This window comes from Lentzea sp. NPDC054927 (genome assembly GCF_053610285.1).
The window spans coordinates 1-25,464 of sequence record NZ_JBSGXZ010000013.1 but is presented as its reverse complement, the minus strand read 5'-3'; the positions used below and the strand labels follow the sequence as shown (position 1 = coordinate 25,464).

Sequence of the window (25,464 nt, the reverse complement as noted above, 5' to 3'; positions counted from 1 at the left end):
CGTTGCACTGCAACCTAACGGGTCGCGTGGAATTTCGGCTACCCGGGCCAAACTGCCGATCAAACCACGATCAGTCCCGCTTCGATCTCCCGCACCAGCACCTCGTCGCGTTCCAGCTGCTCAAGGTCGGTCGTCGCCAGCACCACATACCCCAACGACGTCCACAGATCATCGGTACGCGGAACCATCGAACCTTCGCGGTACGGGAGCTCGTCTCGTTGGTAACTCGGCAAAAGTGAGGAAAGCTCGTCGAACCGCACCGAGTTGGCGAGCTCCCCGGCAGCGGGCGACGACAGGTACACCGACTTCACGTGCTGATGCAGCTCGTACCTACCTACAGACGTGTCACCGTCCACGCGATGACGCACCATCCGCGTAATTTGGCTTTCTCCTGCGCCGAGCATCGACAACTCCTGCTGTTCGGCACCGGCCAGCCGCGCGCCGATCTCGATCAACCGCGGGCCGTCGGCGGTGATCATGACCTCCACGTGCGCGGGACCGTTGCGCACGCCGGTCGCGTCGAGGACCTGGCAGACGTACTCGAACAGCACGTCGACCACCGGGTCGTCCGCGGCGACGAAAGTGTTGGACAGGTAGATGCCGAGCCGGTCGCCGCGGCATTCCTTGGCGTACCGCCACACGGCGGCCAGGCCGTGCCGACCGTCGATCGAGTAGGTGTCGACCTCGTACTCGGTGCCGACCGCGAGTTCCTGCACGAGCACCTTGTCGTTGCGGATGTTCAGCTTGTTAACGCTTCCGAGAATCCGGTTGAACTTGGCGCGCCAGTCGTCACCCGGCCGTGCCACGAACACGTCGTCGGTACCGCCGCTCTCCTGCGGCTTCAGCACGATCGACGAGTTCTCCAGCCCCTCGCGGCGCAACCACCCGGCCACCTCGTCGACGCAGTCCGAGCTGATCTGACGCAGGTGCGGGACGTCGGCGGACCGCAGCGCCACGGCCATCTGCCACTTGTCGCGCCGCGCGGACGACAGGGTCAGCACGTTCGACCGGCCGGGCACGATCAGCTCGGACAACGCCTCTGCCGTCTCGACACCGGTCTCGGTGCCCGGCACGACGGCGATCGGGTCGTGCACCGCGAGCTTCGCGGCGAGCTCGTCCAGGTCCGACAGGACGTGCACCTCGCGGTAGTCGTCGGGATTCCACGTCTTCGCGAGCCCCGCGGGTGGTTCAGGGGTCGTCAGGACCGCGATCGCCTCGACGCCGCGCTCGGCGAACGCGGGCGCGATGCCCCTGCCGGCCGAGTAGGGATCCACCACGACGATGCTGTCCGCCACCACTGCTCCTCAGGATCGTTAAGACGTCTACCGAACGAGGAGCACAACAGCAGAGGCGTGACCAGGCATTCCTGTCTCGATTGGGCCGAGACGACCGTCACTCGAAACGCAACGTCTCGTAGACAGGGGCTGTCACCAGACAGCCGGACGACGCCCGCCACACCCGCGTGAGCCGGGTGCGCAGGTCGGTTCCGCCGGTCAGGGCCTGCGCCACGAACTGCAGCCCGAGCAGTTCCGCGACGATCTGCTCGGCCGCGTGCCGCACGTTCACCCCGGCCCGCAACTCACCGCGTTCCTTCGCCAGCGAGAGCAGCTCGCGCACGACCGCGACCCAGCCGACCACCTGCGCGGCGGCCACGACGTCGAAGAACACCGCCTCCCGCAACAGCTTCGCGCTCACCCGCACGGTGAGATCGGTGTCCAGCCTGCGGACGAACTCGAACGACATCGCGATCAGCGCCTGGATCGGCGACGGCTCGACCGCGAGTTGTTCGTCGCGCAACCGGTGCCACAGCAGCGACTGTTCCTCGACGATCGCCACACCGAGCGCCTCTTTGGAACGAAAGTGGCAATACAACGCGCCTTTCGACACATCTGCCCGCGCACACACGGCGGTGAGAGTGGATCCCGCGAACCCGTCGCGGTCGAACACCTCCGCGGCGGCCAGCAGGAGCTTGGCCCTCGTGCGCGTCGACTGTTCGCGTTTGACGCTCATGCCTCTGTCCGCGCGACGCCCGTCGCGACGGCGGCGGCCAGTGTGTCCGGCATCTGCCAGTACTGCTCGATCTCGCCGAGGTGCACCGAGAGCACCCCGGCGAAGCGCAGGTCCACGCGTTTTCCGGTGACGAGCACCCGCCAGCGCGCCGAGCCGACCACGGCGGCATCTCCTCCGTCGACGATCACCTGGCGCACCGCGAGCCGCTCCAGGCCGAACGTGGCGAACAGGGTCAGGAACTGGGACTCGACCTCACGACGGGTGCGCGTGCCGGTCGACCATCTGGCGCCGTTCGGGTCGGGCGCCTCCCATTCGACGGTCGGCGCGCACAACCGCGCGATGCCCGATGCGTCCTGCGCCGCGAGTCTCGCGAGGAACACCTGCACCACTTCGACCGTCGAGAGCATTTCCGCCACCTTCTCATCCCGCTCATTGCTGTCGCAACGATCACGGCTCGCTCACACTAGCCAGATGCGCACAATGTGAGAACGCACACCCCATTGGACCAGCTCTGTTTCCCCCAAACATCCGATCGAACGATTCCATCGGTACGCGAACTTTCAACGACCGCCGGTATCACCGCAATGCACGGACCGATGATCCAGACTTTGCGGCAGGGTGGTCGGCGCAACCACCCCAACACACCGAAACGGAGCAGAACCGTGCTCAAGGCAGTCCAACCAGCCCACGAGCACCAGGATGTGCCGCCCATTACCGCGCTGATTCCACAGGCGAGGCGAGAGCAGGGCCTCACTCAGCGCGAACTCGCGGACCTGTTGTGCGAGATCTCACAAAACGACAGCGTCACCCGTGAAGAAGTGTCGAGATGGGAACGCGGCAAACGCATTCCCGGTCCCTACTGGCGCGCCTTCCTCAGCACGGCACTCGACGTGCCGCACGCCGAGGTCGACAAAGCGGCTGTCGTCGCACGCGAGACGCGCCGGGGAAGCAAGGAAGACCACTACGGATAGCGGAGCGCGGGCGGGCCGCCAGGACCCCGCGGCCACCGCTCTCCACAAGTCCCAGGCAGGGCAGGCCTTTGGCCCCCTGTAGCGGCCGGTGCGAGCAGGCCAGACTGCGATCGTGACACCCTCAGGAAACACCGTCGCAACGTGCCTGCTCCTCGCCGGTGCCGCGTTCGGCAGCACACCGGGGGTCTCTCCGGTGAAAGTGAACGAGATCGCGCTCGGGCCGAGCGGATTCGTCGAGTTGCGCAACACCGGGACCACCGGCGCAGACGTCGGAGGATGGTCCGTTCAGGCCTGCTCCGGCCGCACGCCACAAATCCTGGCCACCATCCCCCCGAACACCGTGGTGCCTCCGGGTGAATACTTCCTGATAGTGGGCAGCGCGTTCAGCGGAACGGTGCCCGACGGACTGGTTGTGGACACCGTGGACGGCTCCGGCGTAATCGCTCGAAACCGGCATGGTGCGCACACCGACAGCGTGGGCCTGACCTCCTCCTCGCCGTGCCGCGAAGACACACCGGCCACGCCCTGTCCACATTCTGTCCAGGGCTCGTCGCTCGCCCGCGACAGCGCCTCCAGCGACACCGATCACAACTCCGCCGACTTCACCTGCCGCATTCCTTCTCCAGGAGAAATCAATCCATAATCAACATTGAATGGCCCCTTACGACGACGTGCCAAACGGGAGCAAAGTCAGTCCCGGCGGCAAGACAGGCCAACCCCGAAGGCCTCACATGCCGCTTGCGAGAAATTCCCGAGCAATCTCTCGAAGGGACAGGAACAATGCGTCGACTGCTGAGCGGTGCCACCGCTCTCGCATTTGCGAGCACGATCGCGTTCGCCGGAATGGCGACCGCGGCGGAGGAGCCGCAGAGCCCCGAGCTCATGGCAGTGCCGGCGGTGCTCATCAACGAGGTCTCGACGATGGGCGCGAACGGCCCGCTCGACGAGGCGATCGAGATCGTCAACACCACGGACGAGCAGCTCGACCTCACCAACTGGGTGCTCAAGATCTACAACCAGCAGAACCAGGTCATCCAGACGATCCCGCTGGTCGACGCGACCGGCTCCCAGATCGTGCTGGCGCCCCGGAACAACGTGGGTGACACCCTCGTGCTGACGGGCGCCGAGTTCTCCGGCACGGTCTCCACTCCGCACGTGATGCCGGTGAACTTCCTGGGTGCCGAGGGCATTCCGGTGTTCGGTGGCGTCGCGATCTTCGGCAGCAACGCGCCGACCGCTTTCAAGATCGACGGCGTCGCGTTCTCCGCGGGTGCGGTCACGCCGAAGGAAGGCACGAACGCTGCTCCGGAAACCGCGCAGACCGCTCAGCTGAACGGCTCGAACACGCGCAACATCCTGAGCCAGGACACCAACAACAACCAGCGTGACTTCTCGTTGCAGGAACGCACCTTCTAACAGATCCACACCGCGGGTGCACCGAGTGCCCTGACCGCCGAGCCCGGCGGTCCGGGCACTCCCGCGTGTGGCGCGAAGTCGCCAACGGCGACTAACCGCCGCACCTTCCTGTTTCCCAACGAATTCCGGCCCCTCATCCTGCGATGACCTGATCACCGGAGGAGGCGCCGTGATTCGACACCTGGCGGCATTGGTCATCGCCGCGGCCACGCTCGTCGCACCACCCGCGTCCGCCGCGGCACCACCGCCGCCCACGCAGACATCCGAGGCTTCCCACCGGATCACGCTCATCACCGGTGACGTCGTCGACTACACCGAACGCCACGACGGCCGCAAACTCGCGCAGATCCACGCCGCGCCACGGGATGGCGAGCAACCGATCTTCCACACGATGACAACGCCCAAAGGTCTGTTCGTCTACCCGTCGGACGCGATCGGCGCCGTCACGTCCGGCACCGTCGCACGAACCCTCTTCAACGTCACCGAGCTCGTCCACACCGGTCAGTCCGACGACCGCACCGCCACCGTGCCGGTGCTGATGACCGGCGGCTTCTCCGCTCAGGCCCACACCAGGATCGCCAGCCTCAACGCCTCCGGCATCCACGTGGAGAAGGCCAAAGCCCGGGAGTTCTGGCAGTCACTGGACATGAGCGCGAAATCGGGGACCCGCCTGACGTTCGACCGCCCCATCCGCGTCGCGCTCGACCAGACCACCAGGCAGATCGGTGCCCAGGAGGCCTGGAAGCTGGGCCTGGACGGCACCGGCGTCACGGTCGCCGTCGTCGACACCGGCGTCGACGCCCAGCACCCCGACCTCGCCGGGAAGCTCACCGCCGTCGAGAACTTCTCCGACGAGCCGGACGCGACCGACCGGCACGGTCACGGCACGCACGTCGCCGCGACCGTCGCAGGTACCGGCGGCAGGTACAAGGGTGTGGCCCCCGGCGCGAAACTGGTGATCGCCAAGGTCTTCAACGGCGCCGGTGAGGGCGACACCTCACAGGTCATGGCCGGCATCGAGTGGGCGGCCCGCTCCGGCGCGAAGATCGTCAACCTGAGCCTCGGCGGTGACGTCACGGACGGCACCGACGAGCTGAGCGCCCTGGTCGATCAACTGTCCGTCGAGACGGGTGCGCTGTTCGTGGTGGCGGCGGGCAACAACGGTCCGGCCGGTCGTTCGGTCACCTCTCCCGGCGCCGCCGCGTCCGCGTTGACCGTCGGCGCGGTCGACCGGCAGAACAAGCTGGCGCCGTTCAGCAGCACCGGCCCGCGCGTCGGCGACGCGTGGGTGAAGCCCGAGATCAACGCACCGGGCGTCGGGGTCGTGGCCGCCCGCGCGGCCGGCACGTCGATGGGCGCCCCGGTCGACGACCTGCACACCGCCGCCTCCGGCACGTCGATGGCGACGCCACATGTGGCCGGGGCCGCGGCGATCCTCGCCCAGCAGCACCCGGACTGGCCCGCGCAGACGTTGAAGAACGCCCTGGTCACCAGTGCCGCCGACGTGGGGATGCCCTGGTACGAGCAGGGCGCGGGCCGAGTGGACGTGGCTCGTGCCGTGACCCAGAAGGCCACGGCCACCGCGGCGGCCAGCTTCGGCCGTTACGACCGGGGCACGGGCAGCACACTCACCCGCGAACTCAGCTACACCAACGACTCCACGGTCCCGCTGACCCTGGATCTCACCGCTGCCTTCAAGGGCTGGGACGGCAAGCCCACGACCGCGTTCCAGCTCACGCCGTCCCGTCTCACCATCGCGGCCGGTGCGAAGGCCACCGTCACCCTCACCCTCGACCCCGAAGCCGGCCCTGCCGGTGTCTACGGCGGCCTGGTCACCGCCACCGGTACGGGAACGACCTTGCGCACCCCGGTCAGCGTGTACGAGGCACCGCGGACCTTCCCGGTCTCCGTGCACGTCCGCGACGGCGCCGGAAAGCCACCCGCCCCGGCATTCGGCCAGCTCATCGACGACTCCAACGGCGGTGACGACCTCAACGACCCGTTCGACGACACCGTCAGCTACTACTTCGACGTCGTGAACGGCGAGGGCATCGCGCACGTGCCCAGCGGCCGCTACTCCGCGGTGAGCTGGGCGACCGAGAACACCGCCGGCACCCGCCGCTGGTCCGCGCTCGCCGCACCGGAGCTCACCGTCAGCGCCGCCGCGGACGTCTCGCTCGACGCCCGCAAGACGGTTCCGGTCGAGGTCGTCCCGCCAGGCCCTGCCGAGCAACGCGATCGCACCGTCACCATGCGCCGCGTGCTCCCGGGCGACCAGCAACCGCTGATCATCGAGACCTCCGCCGTGCTCGGCGCCTCGCCGTGGGAGGTCCGCGCCACCCCGGCCGCCGCCGCGAAGGAGGGCGCGATCTCGTTGCAGGACAACGTCACGCTGCAATCGGCCACGGTCACGCTGACCTCCGGCGGCCGCACGATGAGGACCGACGGCGACGTCGCGGCCCTGTCCGCGAAGTGGGCGGGCGACGTGACCGACGGCATCAAGGTCGTCAAACTCCGGCCGGACACCCCCGCCAACATGGTGAAGGCCGCCAACGCCGCCGCGACCACCGCGGCCCAGGAAGGCAAGAAGGCCCTGTTGTCCTATGTGGACCAGCCAGGCGCGATTCCGTTGACCGGTATCGCAAGCACGGCACTGCCCTCGCTCAGCATCAGCAACGCCGACGGCGAGTACGCGGCGAAGCAGACCACGACGAGGCTCAGCATCAAGCGCGGTCCGGAATCCGTGTTCAACCTGAGCTTCCTGGACGCCAACGGCATCCCCGCCAACCACCGCACGACGGTCGACCCGGCCAAGCTCGTCATGCGCAAAACCGCCTACCACGCCGATAAACCCGGCCTGACCGTGCAGAAGACCTGGTACCCGTTCCCGACCGGGCTGTGGCAGTCGCAGATCATGCGCGGCACCACGTTCACCCCGCCCCAGGCCTGGACCGAGTACATCGGCCCCGGCGACGACCGGATCGTCTGGAAGCGCTCGGTCACGCTGAGCGGCATGGACGCCAAGGGCCAGCGCGCCGCCGTGGCCATGTACCAGGAGAACGTGTTCCGGGCGGGCCAGGCGGCAGCGGTCGAAAAGTGGTTCGCGGGCCCGATGCACAGCACCGCGATCGACCTGCAGTCCGACCACCCGGCCCGCTACCCCGCGGCCGGTGACGCGTGGCGCCAGCTCTGCTCGAACTGCCGCACCGGAGACACGTTCGTCCCCGCTCTGCAGTGGACGGACGGCAACCCCGGCCACTACACAAATCCCTACCAGAACAGCAAGTTCTTCGTTACCACCAAGGCCAGGCTTTTCCAGGGCACGCGGGAGATCCCGGCGAACCAGGACCCGCTCGCGTTCTACCCGACCTTCCCGCTGTCCCCCGACCCGGCCACCTACCGCCTCGACACGATCGAGACCCACGCGCCGGGAGCCATCGCCGGAGCGGTCAACCCGGTGCTGTTCACGCTCGCGCCACGCACCGACACGAGCTGGACGTTCCAGTCACGGCGCTCGCTCAACCCACCACCGCGCGGCTACTCCTGCCACGCGCAAGCACCGAACTGCCAGTTCCAGCCGCTCATCCAGCTCCGCCACGACCTGCCGCTCGACCTCACGAACTCCGCCCCGGCCGGCAAACCGTTCGTGTACCACGTGCACGCGACGAACAGCGCGCCGATCACCGTGGTGAAGGTGCAGTGGTCGGCGGACGGCGTGACGTGGCGTCCGGCGCAGATCCAGCCGGACGGCGACAGCTGGCAGGTCACGATCGACAAGCCCGCCGGTGAGGTGTGGCTGCGCACCGACGCCAGGGACGGCGCCGGGAACACGGTCACGCAGACGATCCAGAAGGCCTTCCGGGTTCAGTCCGGCTGAATCGGGCCCGGATTCTGGGCTTGGGGCGGGGGCAGCAGGGAACCCGCGCCCCTGGCCGCGGCGCGCAGACCCGCCTGAAACCGGGTCTGCGCGCCCAGTTCCTCCATCAGCCGGTGCAACCGCCGCTGGTAGGTCCGGTAGCTCAGCCCGAGCTGTTTCGCGATGCTGCGATCCGGCAGTCCGGTGGCGAGCAACGCCAGCAGCCGCGCGTCCGCGATCGAGATCTCGTTCGAGGCCGGCTCGCCGGGCAGCGCGAGCGGCACGGCGTCCTCCCAGAACCGGGTGAACAGGGCTCCGAGCGAGTCGAGCAACGCCGACCGGTGCACGATGACCGCGCTCTCCAGCGTGGTCTCCGTGCTGTGCAACGGGATCAGTCCCAGGTGCGCGTCGGCGAGGATCATCTTCGTCGGCGCGACCGCGACCACCCGCGCCTCCTCCCCCAGCGACAGTCCCATTTCCAGGTCGGCTCGCAGGTCGTGCAGCTCCAGCGCCCGTCGCTCGTAGATCCCGCGGAACCGGACACCACGGCCCAGCAGCTCCTCCTCGACCGGATGCAAGGACGTCGGAGGTGTGGCATATGGCGGCTTGTCCACGAACCGCACCTCGTGCCGGGCCGTACGCATCACCTGGTCGACCCGCCGCGAGATCGCCTCCGCGCCGTGCACCACTTCCACGAGATCGGCGGGAGCGCGCACACCCGCCGCGCGTTCGTAGCGGACCTGCAACTCCCCCGCCAGCAACCGGTCCTTGCGCAGGTCGTCCTCGCGCCGCAGCAGGTACATCGCCAGCGCCACGTCCGGCGCGACCGCCGTGTGCAGCCCGTTCAGCTGGTGGACGAAACCGAGATCGGTCAAGGACCTCAGCGCGGCGCGAACGGGCCGCTCCGCCAGTTCCGTCGCAGCACAAAGCTCCGTCACACCTAGTTGATACGAGTCCACGAGCGTCTCGTAAACCGTGAGTTCCGCCGGACGCAATCCGAGCACGCACCTCAGTATGCCGACTTCGGGCAGCCGTTGACGCGGGGCCGGAAACGGGTGTAGACATCGGTTGAAAAGGTTTACACAACCTTCTCAAGGCCGCCGCCGCAGCTTGGTGTTTCAACGCATGCGCGCGAAAGGACGGCCGATGGAGACCAACCGCCGCGACTTCCTCAAAGTCGCCGGGGCCACCGCTGGTGTCACGATGTTGTCGGGCTCGTTCCTGAACGCACCGGTGGCGGCGGCGGAAGAACACGCGGCGATCCCGATGGCCGAGTCGCCATGGGATCAGGTGCCCGCGATCCTGGCCAAGATCGTGCCGCCGACCTTCCCCGCAGCCAAGTTCGACATCACGGCCTACGGCGCCAAGGGCGACGGCAAGACGAAGAACACCGAGGCGTTCAGGAAGGCCGTCGAGGCCTGCAACGCGGCGGGCGGCGGCCAGGTCGTCGTGCCGAAGGGCAGCTTCCTCACCGGCGCGATCACCTTGCTGAGCAACGTGAACCTCGTCGTGTCCGAGGGCGCCACGATCAGGTTCTCCACCGATCCCAAGGACTACCCGCTGGTCTACACCCGGTGGCAGGGCATCGAGTGCATGAACTTCTCGTCGTTCATCTACGCCCGCAAGGCCGAGAACATCGCGATCACCGGTCCCGGCCTGATCGACGGCCAGGGCCCGTCCGGCCCGTGGTTCGACTACGACGGCAAGCGGCAGCCCGACTGGGAGCAGCTGCAGAAGCAGGCCGTCGACAACAAGCCGGTGACCGACCGGAAGTTCGGCATGGGCCACTACCTCAAGCCGAACATGATCACGCTCTACGAGTGCCGCAACGTCCTCGTCGAGGGCGTGCAGCTGCGCAACTCCGCGATGTGGAACGTGCATCCGGTGCTGTGCACCAACGTCACCATCCGCAACATCTTCGTCTACAGCCGCGGCGGCATGGTCGACGGCTGCGACCCGGAAGCCTCGCAGTACGTGCACATCACCGGCTGCCGGTTCGACTGCGGTGACGACGGCATCGCGATCAAGGCAGGCCGCGACATCGACGGACGGCGGGTCGGGGTCGCCAGCGAGAACATCGTCATCGAGAACTGCTCGTTCGAGGGCCGCTGGGGCGCGCTGACGGTCGGCAGCGAGATGTCCGGCGGCGTGCGCAACGTGTTCTTCCAGGACTGCACGGTCAAGAAGGGCTCGTCGTACAAGCCGTTCCACGTCCTGTACATCAAGACGAACAAGCGGCGCGGCGGCACCGTGGAGAACATCCACGCCCGGCGGATCAAGGCGACCGACGTCGACCGCGAGGCGATCATGGTGACGCTGAACTACAGCCTCACCGGCCCCGGCTTCGGCCCGGTCGTGAACCCCAAGGTGCAGAACATCACCGCCGACGGCTTCACCGTCAACGGCGTCAAGAAGACGGCGGTCACCCTGGACGGCCTGGCCGAGTCGCACATCAAGGGCGTGACCGTCTCCAACAGCACGTTCACCAACGTCTCGACCGCCAAACCGTCGATCAAGAACGCGGACGGCACCACGTTCACGAACGTCACCATCAACGGCAAGAAGGTCTGAGGAGAAGCCCTGTGTCCTTGTCACGTCGTGATTTCGCGCGTGTGTCCGGTCTGACGGCCGCCGGTCTCCTGCTCCCGGCAGGCGTGGCGGCCGCCTCCCCGTCCCTGCCGGGGTTCGGCAAAGACCCGTGGTGGGAGGTGCCGCTGATCCTGATGCGCATCTGTCCTCCCCGTTTCCGGCGGAAGGACTACGACGTCACCGCGTACGGCGCGAAAGGTGACGGCCTCACCAAGAACACCGAGGCGTTCCACCGCGCGATCACGGCGTGCCACCGAGCCGGTGGGGGACGTGTCGTCGTTCCCGCGGGCACGTTCCTCACCGGCGGCATCAGACTTCTGTCCAATGTGGAGCTGCACGTCCGCGAGGGCGCCACGATCAAGTTCTCCACCGACCCGGAGGACTACCTGCCGCTCGTGCTCACCCGCTGGGAGGGCACGCTCTGCTACAACTACCAGCCGTTCATCTACGCGTTCGAGCAGAAGAACATCGCGATCACCGGTAAGGGCACGATCGACGGCGATGCGCCCAGCGGCAAGTGGGCGAGCTGGGGCGCGGGCTCCACGGCGTTGCTGCGGCAGTGGGGCGAGGACGGTGTCCCCGTCGAGCAACGCGTCATGGGCCCCGGCAGGAACATGCGGCCGAACATGATCCAGTTCTTCCGCTGCAGGAACCTCCTCGTCGAGGACGTCCTGATCAAGAACCCGGCGATGTGGTCGCTGCACTTCGTGTTCTCGCGGAACATCACCGTGCGGCGGATCGAGATCTACTCGACGAACTCCCAGGGCGACGGCGTGGACCTGGACTCGTCTTCGTACGCCCACGTGCACGACTCGAAGTTCAACACCAACGACGACTGTGTCGTCATCAAGTGCGGACGGGATGCCGACGGACGGCGGGTCGGCATCCCGTCCACCCACATCGTGGTCGAGCGCTGCAAGTTCTCCGGCCGCTGGGGCGGGATCACCGTCGGCAGCGAGATGTCCGGCGGCGTGCGGAAGGTGTTCTGCCGCGACTGCGAGATCAACGCGCCGGACTTCCCCGGCCGCTACCCGATCAAGCACGCGCTCTACGTCAAGACGAACCAGGACCGCGGCGGCGTGATCGACGGCGTCCACCTGCGCAACGTCTTCGGCCAGAACGTGGAGCGCGAGATCCTCTACGTGTCGATGTTCTACCAGAACGGCGGCACCAAGGGCTTCTTCCCGCAGATCAACAACCTGACGATCGACCGGATGCGGATCAACGGCGGCCGGATCGCGGCGACGTTCCGCGGGTTCCCCCAGTCGCACATCAAGAACGTGCTGATCTCGAACTCGACGTTCACCGGGATCACCCAGCCGAACCTGATCGAGAACACCGACAACCTGGTGTTCCGCAACACGACGATCAACGGGGTGGTGCCGGCATGAGGTTCCTGCTGGCGCTCCTCCTCGTCACTGCCGGGCTCTCCGCCGGCTCACCGGTCGCGCTCGCCGGCTCCGGCCTGTCGTGGAAAGCGGTGAACAGCCCGTTCTCGCTGGACTTCCAGGACGGCAGACGGACGCTGACCGGTCAGCGCGAGACGTTCTACCGGCTCGCCGACGGCACGCAGCACTCGTTGACGAACGTCGTCGCCCAGAAACGGGTTCCGGGCGGCGTGCGGTACGTCGTGGCGACCACGGAGGCGTCCAGGAGCGCTTCCGTGGTCGTGACGCGCACCTCTCGTGGCCTGCGGGTCGGCTGGACGCTGGAACCCGCCACCGGCGTCGCGCAGGTGTCCGCGAACCTCACCGGGTCGTTGGAGGAGCACTTCCTCGGCGGTGGCGCACACACGATGTTCGTCGACCTGCAACGACGTGTGCTGCTGAACAAGGCGGTGTTCGTCGGCGCCTCGACGTTCGGCAAGTGCAACAAGAACGGCGCGCCGTCGACGTTCTTCATGTCCAGCGCGGGTTACGGCGTCTACGCGGACACTCGTGCCATCGGCCGGACGGCGTTTCCCGGTGCTCTCGCCGACGACCACTGCGCGGACAAACCCGCTCCCTGTCCGGTGACTTACGGTGTACCGGACCGGATCCAGCTGTGCTTCAAGACTTCGCGGCTCGACTACGAGGTCTACGCGGGTTCGCCATCTCAGGTCAACACGGCGTACTTCCAGCGCGTCGGCACGCCGACCCTGCCGCCCGCGAGGCAGTTCGCGCTCACGAAGTGGCGCGACAAGTACAACCACTCCGACGAGATCGTCGAGGACGTCACGCAGTTCCAGGCACGCGGCGTCCCGATGGACACGCTCTGGGTCGACAACCCGTGGGAGCAGGGGCCGATAGGCGCACGGCCGACGTACGCGTGCATCGGCGCGTTGAAGTTCGACAAGACGATGTACCCGGACGCGCAGGGCACGATCGACTGGATGCGCTCACGTGGCGTGAACCTGGGTGTGTGGGTAGCTCCGTTCCTGAGCAAGATGTCTGACGGCAAGGAATGCCCGCACGACTACCCCGCTGGTTCCTTCGCACAGTCCGACCGCACCAACGTGTGGGACATCGACCTCACGAACCCGGTCGCGCGCGCTCACTACGAGGCGAAGCTCGAGGCCGTGTTCCGGATGGGCGTGAACTTCGTCAAGGGCGACCGCGGCGAGGAGCACAACTTCGAGGAGACGACGTTCGCCGGCGGGCCCGGCACGTTGATCCACAACCAGTACCCGTTGCTGTACGCGGAATCCGTGGTGAAGATGCTGCGGAAGGTGCACGGCGACAACTACACGACGTTGTTCCGCGCGGGCGGCGACGGGATGCCGACGCTGCTGCACGGGTTCTGGCAGGCCGACGCGGACATGAGCTTCGACGGGCTGCGACTGACGACCCGGCGCGGCATCAACTCGTGGATCTCGGGCCACCCCGTGCACGGCTCGGACATCGGCGGCTACCGCAACCTCGGTGGCGGGCCGTCGGAGTCGCTGTTCGTGCGGTGGGCGCAGCAGTCCGCGGTGACGCCGGTGTTCCAGGTCGGCAGCTCAGGCCGCAACTCGACGCCGTGGCTGTACGACGCGGCGACGTTCGACCGGTTCAAGCGAGCCGCCGTGCTGCACTACGAGCTGTTCCCGTACCTGTACGCGCAGGCCGTGCGGGCTTCTCGTGATGGCACGCCGATCACGCAGCCGATGGCGTTCCGGTATCCGCGCGAGGAGGCCGCCTGGAAGGCTGACCAGCAGTTCATGGTCGGGCCCGACCTCCTAGCGGCGCCGGTGACGGCCGATCGCGCCGAGACCGATGGTGCGGCCGGCAAGCCCACTCCGGTGGACGTGTGGCTGCCTCCCGGCGAGTGGATCGACCTGTACTCCGGCGCTCGAGTGGCCGGCGGACGGACGATCACGCGTGAGACCACTTTGGACGAATCGCCGCTCTACCTGCGGGCGTCGTCGGCGATGCCGTTCAACTTCCGCACGCCGGACATCTGGTCGAAGCCGTGGGGTGTCAACGACCTGGACCGCAAGGACCGTGCGGGCTGGCTCGTCTCCCCCACCGCGGACGGCAGGTTCGGCAACCTCCAGGCCGACTCGTTCGGCAAGCACCTGCTGATCAGGCTCAAGGACGCCCCGAAGGAGTCGCAGCTCATGATTCCGGCGGGCGTGAAACGGGTGGTGATCGACGGGAAGCCGGTCAAGGGGTCGACCGTCGAGGAACTGCGCGGCAAGGCGACGGGCTGGGCGTCACTCTCCTCAACGCCCGGCGCGTTCGGCGGCACGGTGCTGAAGCTCCTACCCCGACATGGCTCCAGCACCGTGCTGCTATCCCTGTGAGTTCGTGTCGGTCGTCCGGTCGCCTCTTCGGGTCAACCGCCGGAGGCGATTCGGCCCGAAGCGGTGGCCGGACGACCGACTTCTCGACGAACTCACCGCCGTCTGCGGAGCAGCGGCCATACAACACAGACAGGCCTTCCACAGGCGCTTCACAGGAAATGGCCGCAATCTGGTGCCCATGACGGACAACCACGACCGCGGCCTCCAGTTCGACCTCGCCACGCTCTTCGGGCGCCGGCGGGCGTTGTCGCTGATCGGCGGCGCAGGCCTCACGCTCGTGGCCTGCGCCCCGTCGACCACCACCACGACCACCACCAGCAGCACTTCTTCGTCGTCCGCCGGAACGACGGCTGATGGCAGCCCGCTGGCAGCGATCCCCGAGGAGACCGCCGGCCCCTACCCCGGCGACGGCTCCAACGGCCCGAACGCGCTCACCCAGAGCGGCATCGTGCGTTCGGACATCCGCTCCAGCTTCGGTTCCTCGACCCGCACGGCCGAGGGCGTGCAGCTGACCATCGAGCTGACCGTCCAGAACCCCGACGGCAAGCCGTTCGCGGGCGCCGCCGTCTACCTGTGGCACTGCGACATCAACGGCGACTACTCGATGTACTCGGACCGCGTGAAGAGCGAGAACTTCCTGCGCGGCGTCCAGGAAGCCGACAGCTCCGGGAAGCTGAAGTTCGTCAGCGTCTTCCCCGGCGCGTACTCGGGACGCTGGCCGCACATCCACTTCGAGGTCTACCCGACGCTGGCAGCGGCCACCAGCGCGGGCAACAAGGTCACGACGTCCCAGCTCGCGTTGCCCGAGACGACGTGCAAGGAGGTCTACGGCACGACCGGGTACACGCAGAGCGTCCAGAACATGTCGCGGACCTCCCTGAAGCAGGACATGGTGTTCCGCGACGGGGTGGACCACCAGATGGCGACCATGTCGGGGAACGTCCAGTCCGGCTACACCGCCGCACTGACCTTCGCCGTCGACTGACCCTCGCAGTCGACCGGGCTAGTTGACGACCGGGCTAGCTGACGAGCCGCCAGAGCGCCGGGGTGACCGGTGGCGTCCAGTCCAGCTGGGACCTGTGTGCCTGGCGGCACACGTACGTCTGTCCGCGGTAGACGATCACGTCGTCGATCGCGTACGCCGTGGCGTTGGCCCACGCGGGCAGGATCGGGATGTCCGACAGGAACACGTTGGCCTCCACGTCCGCGCCGGTGTTCTGCTCGATGATCTGACCCAGCGTGCGCCGGTAGGAGATCCCGTACCGGGCCTGGATGTCGGCCAGCGCCGGGTCGTTGAGGTAGAAGAACCGGTCACCGTCGCGCAGGTTCTCGAACTGCTTCTTCCAGATGGCTTCCTGCAGCTCGCCCAGCTCGTGGCCGGAGCGGTGCGGTTCGGCCGACATGCCGACGAACGCGTCGAGCCTGTTCACGTCGCTGTACATCGCCCGCATCCTGGCGGCGTCGCTGGACCGGCGGACACCCGTGACGCCCATCGCGTCGGCGGCGGCCGGGACGTCGAGCGGGACCACGTTGCCGGCGCCGTCACGCAGGCGGACGAAGTCCAGGACGTCGGGGTCGTTGGCCGGGTCGTTCGGGTTGATCAACGGGTCGTTCGGGAACGTGCTGCTGGACTCACCGGTGATCGCGTTGAAGGTGGTCTTCTGCGCCAGCCCGTACGCGCGCCGCAGGTCGTTGTAGAGCGGCAGTCCGTGGTCACGGCCGCGTGCGATGTCGATCGCCGCGAGGTCCGTCACGGCGCGGAAGCACTGCGGCAGCTGCGGACCGTCGAGACAGCCGGGGTTGCCCGGTACCGGGATCTGGAACAGGACGCTGCGCAGCTGGTTGTCGATCTGCGCGTCGTTCTTGTACTCCGGCTCGGCGCCGATGCCCTTCAGCACCGGTCCGACGCCGATGCCCCTGAGCAGGTCCGGGTTGAAGAACGCGATGTTCAGCGGCACGACGAGCACGACGTTGCCGTCCTCGTGCTCGACCTCGATGCCCTGTGCCTCGAAGGCTTCCAGCTGCGCTTCGGTGTACGTCCCTTCCGGTGCGATGGGTTCGAGCTCGCCGTGGATGAAGCTGTGCGCCCGGTATCCGACGACCGCGAACTCGTTGGACAGCGCGGCGTTCACGTTCGGGTTGTAGCCGCGGTACGGCGCCAGAGTCAGGCCGAGCGCGGGCAGGAACTCGGTGTAGGTGATGTACTGCTGCTCCGCGCCGACCACCCGGCGCGCGATGTCGAACGCCGTGGCAGCGGGCAGGCTGCGGGGCAGGGCGTTGACGATCCTGTTGTGTTCCAACGCGAACAACGAGTGCGTGGCGGTGAGCGCGGCGTTCTCGTTCGCCCGCACGTCGCCTGCCACCATCGCCCGGCCGGGGGTCGCCCGGAGCCGGCCGTCGGCGGCCATCACCGGCGCCGTGGACGCGTTGCCCCTGAAGTCCCGCCTCGGCAGGAACCCGTTGTCCAGCAACAGACGCGCGCCGTTGTTGGCGAGGTTGCCGTCGACCGGTCCTTCGCGCAGCCACTCGACGCGCGCCGCGTCGGAGCCGTAGACGCTGGACCCGTCGATGTAGCTGTCGACGGTGTTGATCTGCTGGCGGACGGAGTTCCCGGTCCCCGTGCCGGGAGCGGCCGGGGTGCGCTGGAACCCGATGTTCCCGATGTCGTTGCGGAACTCCTCGAGCGGATCACTGCGGTTGAACGGGATGGGAGCGTTCTCCCCACCGGTCTCCTGCCGCAGGCCGAAGGTGTGGTCCATGAACTGGCCCCACACGAAACCCCATTGGGACACACCACGTTCGGAGAACAGGTTCTGCGAGGTGTCGTTGTACAACCGGTTGCTGACGTACCTCTCGTTCGGCCCGCCCAACGGCCGGGCGACGCCGTCCGCATACCGCGCCGGGGCTATGCGCAGGTACTCGGTGTTGGTCCTGCCCCACTCCGGATGGGCGAGGTTGTTGCAGCTGCCGTCCAACGTGCGAGAGCTCAGATCGGTGCACGCCAAGGCGTCCAGCGGACTCGCGGACACCCCGGCCGAGCCGGTCAGCACCAGCACAGCGGCGGCGGCGACGGGCAGCAATGTACCCATGTCGTATTGCCTTCTTTCGGATCCCTTTCGTCGTGGCGGCGGATTTTCCGGCCGAGGGGGACTAGCCCGGCCAGGGACGCACGCTACGCGCGGCGGCAGCGGTCCCGACAGGACACGAATCTCTTAAGGCCTGTTCAGCGCCAGCCACAGTTCCGCGCGCAGGCCGGGCGAGTCCATCGACCTGGTCAACGCCTGCTCTGCCTTGCGCACTCGGTTGCGCAATGTGTGCCGGTGCACGCCGAGCTCCGCGGCCGCGGGGTCCCAAGCGCCGTGGTGCGCCAGCCAGACCCTCAACGTCTCCCTGGTTTCGGCGTCGAGGGGCCTGAGCAACGCCTCGGCGAAGCCGTCCGGGATCTCGATGCCGCTGGCGGCGAAGTCCTCGAACCTCCGGATACCGGCCGCACGGGCCTGCTGGGCTTCACGGTAGCCGCGCGCGACCTGGCGTACGTCCACTTCGGACGATGTGAAACCATCGCCCTCAACCGCCAGCACGATCACGAGGCCGTCGTGCTCAGCCCAGAACATGTCGTCACCGGGTGGTTCGTCCACGATGAACACCCGGAACCGCTCGGGCAGTCCTTCGACGGGGAGACCCGCCAGCAGCAGACGGAACTGGCCCGCCCTCAGCTCGCGCTGGGCCGCGTCAACGGAGTCGTTCTGCGCCAACGCGAGCACCAGCAACGACGCGGCCGTGTTGACGATGCTGAGGTCGGCGTCGAGCGGCTTCGGCGTGCCGACCGCGAGCACTCCCCTGGCCCGGCTGCCCAGCGCCTGCAGGAACACGTGGGTGCCATCGAGCTCGAACGCCGCACTGGCCAACCCGCCCGCGGTGTTGAGGCGGGTGATCTCGGCCGTGAGTTCCGGAGCCAGCCGCGGGTTGTGCGCGTGGACGGTGTGTCCCGTGGCGTCGAGCAGGATCACCCAGCCGTCGATCCACTGGCCGAGCCTGCGCACCACTCCCCCGACACCCGCGCGGACGGCGGCCCTCGTGAGTGCGCGCTGGGCGTCGCTGGTCCTGGTCAGCGCGGCGTATTCGTCCGCGGCGAGCGCCTTCGACACCGCCTTGCTGATCGCGATGAACGGCACCTCCCGCGGCACCTCGACCAGGCCCAGCCCGGCCTTGGCCGCTGCCGCCACGAGCGCCGGCGGCACCACGTCGTGGCCCAGCCCGGTGCCGAAGCCCAACCCCACGACGCCCGCCCGCACGAGCCGATCGACGTAAGCCCTGCCCCATTCGTTGATCCCCGTGGTGAGCAGCAGCTCGCCGCCCTCCACGAACGGCGTGGGGTCCGCGAGCTCCGTGCCGTGCACCCACTCGACCGGCTTCGACACGTCCCCGGCCAGCACGGGAAGCCGCAACGTCCGCGCGAGTTCGTCCAGCGTGATGGGCATGTGCCACTTTGTACAACCTCAGGCCACCAGATCGCCATTTCAGACACTGCGCACCACCTTGACCACGGTCATGCTGGCAACATGATCCGACTGCGCACCGCGATCCCCGGCCCGAAATCGCTGGAACTCCAGGCGAGGCGCAAGGACGCCGTCGCCGCGGGAGTCGGCAGCACGCTGCCCGTCTACATCGACTCGGCCGACGACGGCCTGCTGATCGACGTCGACGGCAACCAGCTCATCGACCTCGGCTCCGGCATCGCAGTGACGAACGTCGGCAACCCCGCGCCCGCCGTGGCCGAGGCGGTGCACGCGCAGATCGACAGGTTCAGCCACACCTGCTTCATGATCACGCCGTACGAGGGCTACCTCGAGGTGTGCGAGGAGCTCAACGCCCTGACGCCCGGCGACCACGAGAAGAAGTCGGTGCTGTTCAACTCCGGCGCCGAGGCCGTGGAGAACGCGGTCAAGATCGCCCGGCACGTCACCGGCAGGCAGGCCGTCGTGGTGTTCGACCACGGCTACCACGGGCGCACGAACCTCACGATGGCGTTGACCGCCAAGAACATGCCGTACAAGCACCGGTTCGGGCCGTTCGCGCCCGAGGTCTACCGGGTGCCGGCGTCCTACCCGCTGCACGACGGCCTGACCGGTGCCGAAGCGGCCGCGCACGCCATCGCCGCCATCGAGAAGCAGGTCGGCGGGGACAACACCGCCGCCGTCGTGATCGAGCCGATCCAGGGCGAGGGCGGGTTCATCGCGCCCGCCGCGGGTTTCCTGCCCGCGATCGCCGAGTGGTGCCGTGAGCGCGGGGTGCTGTTCGTCGCCGACGAGATCCAGACCGGCTTCTGCCGCACCGGTTCGTGGTTCGCCTCCGACCACGAGAACGTCGTCCCGGACCTGATCACCACGGCCAAGGGCATCGCGGGCGGTCTGCCGCTCGCCGCAGTGACGGGCCGCGCCGAGATCATGGACGCCGTGCACGTCGGCGGCCTCGGCGGCACCTACGGCGGCAACCCCGTCGCGTGCGCCGCCGCCCTCGGCGCCATCCGCACGATGCGCGAGCGCGACCTCAACGGCGCTGCTCAACGCATCGAGGAAACCGTCATGGCACGCCTGCGCGCCGTCGCCGAGAAGACCGACATCATCGCGGACATCCGCGGCCGTGGCGCGATGCTCGCGATCGAGTTCACCGAACGCACGCCCGATGTCGCCGCACGCGTGGCGAAGGCGTGCCACGACCAGGGTGTCGTCGTGCTGACGTGCGGCACTTACGGCAACGTGATCCGTCTGCTGCCCCCGCTGGTCATCCCGGACGACCTGCTCGCCGAAGGCCTCGACGTGCTCGAAGGAGCTCTGCTCGCATGATTCCGTTCAACACCCCCGAAGACGTCGAACGCGCGGTCGCCGCCGCCTCTGCCGTCGCGCCCGAACTCGCCTCCCTGCCCGCACACCGCCGTGCCGCCGCGCTGGACCACGTGTCGCGCGGGCTGGCCGAGCGCGCCGAGGAGTTCGCGCAGGCCATCACCGACGACTCGGGCAAGCCGCTGAAATGGGCGCGCATCGAGGTGACCCGCGCGATCTCGACGTTCCGCTGGGCCGCGGAGGAAGCCCGCCGGTTCTCCGGTGAGCTGCAGCGCCTCGACACCGACCCGTCCGCCGAAGGCCGCATCGCCCTGGTCCGCCGGGTCGCGCGCGGCCCGGTGCTGGGCATCGCGCCGTTCAACTTCCCGCTGAACCTGGTGGCGCACAAGGTCGCTCCGGCACTGGCCGTCGGCGCGCCGATCGTGCTCAAGCCCGCGCCCGCCACCCCGAAGGTCGCGTTCCTGCTCGGCACGCTCCTCGCCGAAACCGACCTCCCGGACGGCGCCTGGTCCGTTCTCCACCTGTCCAATGAGGACACCGCACGTCTCGTCGAGGACCCGCGCCTGCCGGTGGTCTCGTTCACCGGCTCCGGCCCGGTCGGCTGGGGCATCAAGGAACGCGTGCCGCGCAAGCACGTGACCCTCGAACTGGGCGGCAACGCGGCCGCGATCGTCGCCCCGGACTGGCAGGACCTCGAGTTCGCCGCCCAGCGCATCGCCACGTTCGCGATGTACCAGGCAGGCCAGTCGTGCATCTCGGTGCAACGCGTCTACGTGCACACCGACATCTACGACGCTCTCTCCGAAGCCGTCGTTCAGCACGTCAACAAACTCGACGTGGCCGGCGACGTCGGCCCGCTGATCAACGACGCCGCCGCCGACCGCGTGGAAGCCTGGGTGCGCGAAGCTTCCGCGACCGTCCTGACCGGCGGCACCCGTGACGGCCGGACCTACGCGCCCACTGTGCTGACCGACGTGCCGGAGGACGCGAAGGTGAGCGCCGAGGAGGTGTTCGGCCCGGTCGTGACGCTGACGAGGGTCGACAGCGTCGAGGAGGCGTTCGACCGCGTCAACGCCTCGCGCTACGGCCTCCAAGCCGGCCTTTTCACGAACGACGTGCGGCTGGCTTTCCGTGCGGCCCAACGACTCCAGGTCGGCGGCGTGATCGTCGGCGACGTGCCGAGCTATCGCGCCGACCAGATGCCGTACGGCGGCGTGAAGGAGTCCGGCATCGGCCGCGAGGGACTCCGCGCGGCCATGGAGGACCTCACCGAACCCCGCGTGCTGGTCCTCACGGGCCTGGAGCTCTAAACGCCTGCCACGCCCCGGATCCAGTCGCGGTAGTGCGCGACGCTCGCGTACTGGGTCAACTCGTAGTCACCGGTGGAGCACACGCCCACCTGGACGTCGCCGTCGAACTGAGGACCGCCGGAGTCGCCGTACCCGGCGGTCCCGGTCTCCCACCTGGTCTCGACGGCGACGCCACCGAAGTAGTCCCTCGACAGGCCGACCACCTTGACCGCGGCACGTTTGAGCAACTCGGAGACCGGCCCCGGATCCTCGCCCATCTCCATGGTGCCCCAGCCGTAGATGTGGTTGGTGCGGCCGACCGCGGGAGCCCTGCCGGCGAGCTTGACGTACGTGGTGTTCACCGGAGACGCGAGCCGCAGCAGTTGCATGTCGGCCTTCGGATTCGGGATCGCCTGGACGATCCTGCGCAGCGTGCCGCGGCCGAGGTTGATGTCGCCGACCCGCACGCTGTCGCCACTGCAGTGCCGGGCGGTCAGCGCCCACGTGGGCGCGATGATCGAGCCCGTGCAACCGAACGAGCCGCCGTTCTGCAACTGCACCGCCCATGGCGCGCTGGCCACGTGCTCGCCACCGACGATGTACGGCTTCACGTCGGCATGAGCCGAAGTCCCGGCGGACGTCAGCACGAGCGCGAGAGCCAGAATTCCGATCTTCACGGTCACCCCTCTCGGGTTCACCGGCGGCGTGAATCCGAGGCTCCCACGGTTCACCAACTGACCACTCAGTCGAAAATTCGCGTGCAACCAGCCGAGAAGACTTTTCCGTCGCCGCCAACAGTCATCCGATGAATGGGTTGATATTGACCTTGACTGCGATGATGCACGCGTGGCCGTCACCATCAGGGATGTCGCTCGCCAAGCTCAGGTCTCCGTCTCGACGGTCTCGCGCGCGCTGAGCGCGCCGGGCCTCGTCAAAGAGACCACCCGGCAACGGGTCCTGGACGTCGTCGCCGGACTCGGCTACCAGCCGAACCGCGCCGCGCGAAGCCTGATCACGGGCCGCACCGGGAACCTCGGCATCGTGGTGCCCGACCTCGAGAACCCCTTCTTCCCCGCCGTTCTGCGCGGCGTGCAGACGCGGGCGGGCGAGGCGGGCGCCTCGGTGTTCTTCTGCGACAGCAGGGAGTGCCCGGAAACCGAGGCCGAGCTGGTCCGCACCATGGCCGCGCAGGTCGACGGCGTGGTGCTGTGCGCGTCGCTGCTGTCCGACGAGACCATCATCGAGCTGGCCGCCGCGACCCCGCTGGTGCTGATCAACCGAATCGTGCCGGGCGTCTCGTCGGTGCTGATGGACAGCGCCTCCGGCATGGAGCAGGTGGTCGACCACCTGGAATCGTTGGGCCACAAGCACTACGTCTACCTCGGCGGCCCCGGCGCGGCGTGGTCGAACCACCGCAGAATGCAGGCCTGCGCGGCCGCGCCCAGCTGCTCGGCTCGTTCGAACCGAACTTCGGCGGCGGCCGCGCAGCCGCCGAGCAGGCACTGAAGACCGGCGCGACGGCGTTCATCGCCTACAACGACCTGATGGCGCTGGGCGCCCTGAGCTACCTCGCGTCGCAGGATCTCAAGGTGCCGCAGCAGATCAGCGTGACAGGTTTCGACGACATCCTGTACGCGGCGATGTGCTCCCCCGCACTGACGACGGTCCACATGCCGACCGAGGAAGCCGGCAACGCAGCCGTGGACCTCCTCGCCAACCTGCTCGAGGGCGGCCCCACCGAGCAACGGGAACTCCCGACAAAGCTCGTGATCCGCGCAAGCACGTGCAAACATCCGATGTCCGCTTGACTCCCGGTACAACAACCGGGAATGCTTCTCCTCGCCTCCGCCGCCTTGGGCACGTAGGAGGAGCACGTTTTGAGGACAGCACGCTTCCTCGGCACAGCCGCCATGTCGTTGGCACTCATCGCCCCGGCGAACGCCATCGCAGCCGCACCGCCGGCCGACTGGTCGAAAGCCGTAGTCGACTCGACCATGAAACGCTTCACGCCCGACAAGCTCGGCGGATGGGGCTACACGCGCGGTCTGTACCTGTACGGCCAGTACCTCGTCTACAAGCGCACGGGCGACAAGAAGTACCTGGACTACATCAAGGCCTGGGTGGACCGCTTCGTCAAGTCCGACGGCAGCGTCGACAACAGCTTCACCAACCTCGACGCCATGCGCTCCGCCACCCTGTTCATCGTCCTGCACCAGGAAACGGGCCAGGCCAAGTACAAGAAGGCGGCCGACAAGGTCCGCGCGAAGTTCACCACCTACCCACGCACATCAGACGGCGGCATGTTCCACGCCACCAGCAAAGTAGGCCAACTCTGGGCAGACGGCGTGTACATGGCACAACCGTTCATCGCCATGTACGCCAAGGCCTACAACCAGCCCTACGGCTACGACGAAGCCGTACGCAACATGAAGGCCTACTTCGCACACCTCAAGTCCGACGACGGCCTGCTCTGGCACGCCTACGACGCCGACGGCTCCGAACCCTGGGCCAAAAACCCGGGCAAACACTCGTCCGAACACTGGGCCCGCGCCATCGGCTGGTTCGGCATGACCGCCATCGACCTGCTGGAGATCCTGCCCGCCGGCCACCCCGGTAGGACGGACCTCATCACCATCGTCAAACACCTGGCCACCGGCTACACCCGCTACCAGGACGCCACAACGGGCCGCTGGTGCCAAATCGTCGACAAGTGCTCGAACCCCAAGAACTGGACCGAGACCTCAGCGTCGTCGATGTACACCTTCATGCTCTCGCGCGGCGTGGAACGCGGCTACCTGGACCAGTCCTACAAGCCAGCGGCAACCAAGGGCTACCAGGGCGTCCTCGCCAAAGCCTCAATCGGCCCAGACGGCCTGACCAACATCAAGGACATCTCCGAGGGCACCAACGTGGGCAACGCCGACTACTACTACGCCCGCCCGCGAAACACCAACGACTTCCACGGCCTGGGCGCATTCCTAATCATGAACGAACAAATGGCCCACCCCAACTAACACTCGGGCCGCGAGGGAGTCCCACGACTCCCTCGCGCGGCCAGCCGAGCAGCCTCTAGTCGTACCCGCGAACGTGGCCATCCTCATCGGCAAGAATTTCGTACCCGTCCATAACCCACTCCCTAGAACGATCTTCCGTGGTGGCTGACATCACAAACCGTAGAGCCTCAGCGGCATCCTGTGGAGTGAATTTGCACCGCAACCGGGGTAGTAGCCAGTAACCCAGGGGTGTCGTAGGGGGTGACCCCCAGCACACCCACCCGCATGTCCTACACCACACACCTGGCCCACCCCACGGCTACACAGCGCCATTCAAGACACCAGACCGCTCGCAGGTCTTGCCCCATCCCCCCATTTGGGGGACAAATCCAGCCATGCGATCAACGCTCACCGTAATCGCCCTAATGGCAACCGATACAGCCCAGCAATGGGCAGATCACCTCTACGACACAAACGCCTTCGAACACCGCGTAGGCCTAAAGCAAGGCAAGAACGGCACCTACGTAGTGGTCAACTTCGCAGAACGAGACAACACCCTGAACCACTTCGTAGCGAACGTCCACCCACCAGCTTGAAACAGCGCTCCGGGCGGGTCCCCGTCACGAGTCGTGCCCAGCACTTGCCGCGCACGAGGAGGGATGTCAAACGGACACGCTTTTCGTCCGTTTGACATCCCTCCTCGTGGGTGGCTCGCTCTGGCCCGACTTGTGACG

At 67.6% G+C, this 25,464-nt stretch carries 17 protein-coding genes and 2 pseudogenes; 12 read left to right on the top strand and 7 right to left on the bottom strand.

The genetic code is table 11. The features are described from left to right. Positions 1-59: 59 nt before the first annotated feature. From ACWGE0_RS19785 to ACWGE0_RS19775, 3 genes are all read right to left on the bottom strand, one after another. Positions 60-1,295, bottom strand: a complete 1,236-nt coding sequence (locus ACWGE0_RS19785) for an ATP-grasp domain-containing protein (RefSeq protein ID WP_452262346.1) — start codon at positions 1,293-1,295, stop codon at positions 60-62. Positions 1,296-1,392: 97 nt separating this feature from the next. Next, positions 1,393-2,010 carry a ScbR family autoregulator-binding transcription factor gene (locus ACWGE0_RS19780; protein ID WP_452262345.1) on the bottom strand — a complete coding sequence of 206 codons (618 nt, stop codon included), beginning with the start codon at positions 2,008-2,010 and terminating at the stop codon, positions 1,393-1,395. Then, on the bottom strand, positions 2,007-2,417 hold the full coding sequence (locus tag ACWGE0_RS19775; protein ID WP_452262344.1) for a nuclear transport factor 2 family protein: 411 nt from the start codon (positions 2,415-2,417) through the stop codon (positions 2,007-2,009). The genes ACWGE0_RS19780 and ACWGE0_RS19775 overlap by 4 nt, the downstream gene beginning before the upstream one ends. Positions 2,418-2,672: 255 nt before the next feature. Here ACWGE0_RS19775 and ACWGE0_RS19770 point away from each other — a divergent pair, with 255 nt between their 5' ends. The 4 genes from ACWGE0_RS19770 to ACWGE0_RS19755 all read left to right on the top strand — a co-directional run bounded on the left by ACWGE0_RS19770 (position 2,673) and on the right by ACWGE0_RS19755 (position 8,274). After that, positions 2,673-2,981 (top strand): helix-turn-helix transcriptional regulator, encoded by a 309-nt coding sequence (locus tag ACWGE0_RS19770; protein ID WP_452262343.1) that lies wholly within the window; start codon positions 2,673-2,675, stop codon positions 2,979-2,981. A 193-nt stretch (positions 2,982-3,174) separates the two neighbouring features. Then, positions 3,175-3,624, top strand: coding sequence for a lamin tail domain-containing protein (locus ACWGE0_RS19765; protein WP_452262342.1), 450 nt, complete (start codon positions 3,175-3,177; stop codon positions 3,622-3,624). Positions 3,625-3,761: 137 nt separating this feature from the next. Continuing rightward, positions 3,762-4,397 (top strand): lamin tail domain-containing protein, encoded by a 636-nt coding sequence (locus ACWGE0_RS19760; protein ID WP_452262341.1) that lies wholly within the window; start codon positions 3,762-3,764, stop codon positions 4,395-4,397. Positions 4,398-4,566: 169 nt separating this feature from the next. Continuing rightward, entirely contained in the window at positions 4,567-8,274 is a 3,708-nt protein-coding gene (locus ACWGE0_RS19755) for a S8 family peptidase (protein ID WP_452262340.1), read from the top strand. On the opposite strand, the gene ACWGE0_RS19750 is transcribed toward ACWGE0_RS19755, so the two are convergent. Further along, on the bottom strand, positions 8,262-9,257 hold the full coding sequence (locus ACWGE0_RS19750; protein WP_452262339.1) for a helix-turn-helix domain-containing protein: 996 nt from the start codon (positions 9,255-9,257) through the stop codon (positions 8,262-8,264). The genes ACWGE0_RS19755 and ACWGE0_RS19750 overlap by 13 nt on opposite strands. Before the next feature lie 142 nt (positions 9,258-9,399). Here ACWGE0_RS19750 and ACWGE0_RS19745 point away from each other — a divergent pair, with 142 nt between their 5' ends. The 4 genes from ACWGE0_RS19745 (at position 9,400) to ACWGE0_RS19730 (ending at position 15,590) form a co-directional block, all read left to right on the top strand. Further along, a complete protein-coding gene (locus ACWGE0_RS19745; RefSeq protein WP_452262338.1) occupies positions 9,400-10,824 on the top strand; it encodes a glycosyl hydrolase family 28 protein in 1,425 nt (474 codons plus the stop codon). A gap of 11 nt (positions 10,825-10,835) precedes the next feature. Continuing rightward, positions 10,836-12,233 carry a glycoside hydrolase family 28 protein gene (locus ACWGE0_RS19740; RefSeq protein ID WP_452262337.1) on the top strand — a complete coding sequence of 466 codons (1,398 nt, stop codon included), beginning with the start codon at positions 10,836-10,838 and terminating at the stop codon, positions 12,231-12,233. Continuing rightward, the gene (locus ACWGE0_RS19735) at positions 12,230-14,605 is read left to right on the top strand and encodes a TIM-barrel domain-containing protein (RefSeq protein WP_452262336.1); all 2,376 of its coding nucleotides are present in this window, start codon (positions 12,230-12,232) and stop codon (positions 14,603-14,605) included. The genes ACWGE0_RS19740 and ACWGE0_RS19735 overlap by 4 nt, the downstream gene beginning before the upstream one ends. A 178-nt stretch (positions 14,606-14,783) precedes the next feature. Beyond that, positions 14,784-15,590 (top strand): dioxygenase family protein, encoded by an 807-nt coding sequence (locus ACWGE0_RS19730; RefSeq protein ID WP_452262335.1) that lies wholly within the window; start codon positions 14,784-14,786, stop codon positions 15,588-15,590. 34 nt (positions 15,591-15,624) lie between these two features. Here ACWGE0_RS19730 and ACWGE0_RS19725 read toward each other — a convergent pair whose 3' ends face one another. Continuing rightward, positions 15,625-17,694, bottom strand: coding sequence for a peroxidase family protein (locus ACWGE0_RS19725; protein WP_452262334.1), 2,070 nt, complete (start codon positions 17,692-17,694; stop codon positions 15,625-15,627). 123 nt (positions 17,695-17,817) lie between these two features. Then, the gene (locus ACWGE0_RS19720; protein ID WP_452262333.1) at positions 17,818-19,086 is read right to left on the bottom strand and encodes a PucR family transcriptional regulator ligand-binding domain-containing protein; all 1,269 of its coding nucleotides are present in this window, start codon (positions 19,084-19,086) and stop codon (positions 17,818-17,820) included. A gap of 81 nt (positions 19,087-19,167) precedes the next feature. Here ACWGE0_RS19720 and gabT point away from each other — a divergent pair, with 81 nt between their 5' ends. Beyond that, positions 19,168-20,451 (top strand): 4-aminobutyrate--2-oxoglutarate transaminase, encoded by a 1,284-nt coding sequence (gene gabT, locus ACWGE0_RS19715; protein ID WP_452262332.1) that lies wholly within the window; start codon positions 19,168-19,170, stop codon positions 20,449-20,451. 11 nt (positions 20,452-20,462) lie between these two features. Next, positions 20,463-21,758, top strand: a pseudogene (locus ACWGE0_RS19710) (aldehyde dehydrogenase family protein); the annotation flags it as partial. Here the strand turns inward: ACWGE0_RS19710 and ACWGE0_RS19705 are convergent. Continuing rightward, positions 21,755-22,414: a S1 family peptidase gene (locus ACWGE0_RS19705; RefSeq protein WP_452262331.1), complete on the bottom strand. Its 660-nt coding sequence runs from the start codon at positions 22,412-22,414 to the stop codon at positions 21,755-21,757. The pseudogene ACWGE0_RS19710 and the gene ACWGE0_RS19705 overlap by 4 nt on opposite strands. Positions 22,415-22,583: 169 nt before the next feature. On the opposite strand from ACWGE0_RS19705, the pseudogene ACWGE0_RS19700 reads away from it, so the two are divergent. Beyond that, positions 22,584-23,545: pseudogene (locus ACWGE0_RS19700) on the top strand (LacI family DNA-binding transcriptional regulator). Between the two features lie 102 nt (positions 23,546-23,647). Beyond that, the gene (locus ACWGE0_RS19695) at positions 23,648-24,751 is read left to right on the top strand and encodes a glycoside hydrolase family 88/105 protein (RefSeq protein ID WP_452262486.1); all 1,104 of its coding nucleotides are present in this window, start codon (positions 23,648-23,650) and stop codon (positions 24,749-24,751) included. The last annotated feature ends 713 nt before the right edge of the window (positions 24,752-25,464 follow it).

Excerpts from the sequence above, each read along its gene's own strand:
- ACWGE0_RS19780 (WP_452262345.1), bottom strand. The coding sequence starts at position 2,010 with ATGAGCGTCAAACGCGAACAGTCGACGCGCACGAGGGCCAAGCTCCTG.
- ACWGE0_RS19775 (WP_452262344.1), bottom strand. The coding sequence starts at position 2,417 with ATGCTCTCGACGGTCGAAGTGGTGCAGGTGTTCCTCGCGAGACTCGCG.
- ACWGE0_RS19760 (WP_452262341.1), top strand. The coding sequence starts at position 3,762 with ATGCGTCGACTGCTGAGCGGTGCCACCGCTCTCGCATTTGCGAGCACG.
- ACWGE0_RS19745 (WP_452262338.1), top strand. The coding sequence starts at position 9,400 with ATGGAGACCAACCGCCGCGACTTCCTCAAAGTCGCCGGGGCCACCGCT.
- ACWGE0_RS19735 (WP_452262336.1), top strand. The coding sequence starts at position 12,230 with ATGAGGTTCCTGCTGGCGCTCCTCCTCGTCACTGCCGGGCTCTCCGCC.
- ACWGE0_RS19730 (WP_452262335.1), top strand. The coding sequence starts at position 14,784 with ATGACGGACAACCACGACCGCGGCCTCCAGTTCGACCTCGCCACGCTC.
- ACWGE0_RS19725 (WP_452262334.1), bottom strand. The coding sequence starts at position 17,694 with ATGGGTACATTGCTGCCCGTCGCCGCCGCCGCTGTGCTGGTGCTGACC.
- ACWGE0_RS19720 (WP_452262333.1), bottom strand. The coding sequence starts at position 19,086 with ATGCCCATCACGCTGGACGAACTCGCGCGGACGTTGCGGCTTCCCGTG.
- gabT (WP_452262332.1), top strand. The coding sequence starts at position 19,168 with ATGATCCGACTGCGCACCGCGATCCCCGGCCCGAAATCGCTGGAACTC.
- ACWGE0_RS19695 (WP_452262486.1), top strand. The coding sequence starts at position 23,648 with ATGTCGTTGGCACTCATCGCCCCGGCGAACGCCATCGCAGCCGCACCG.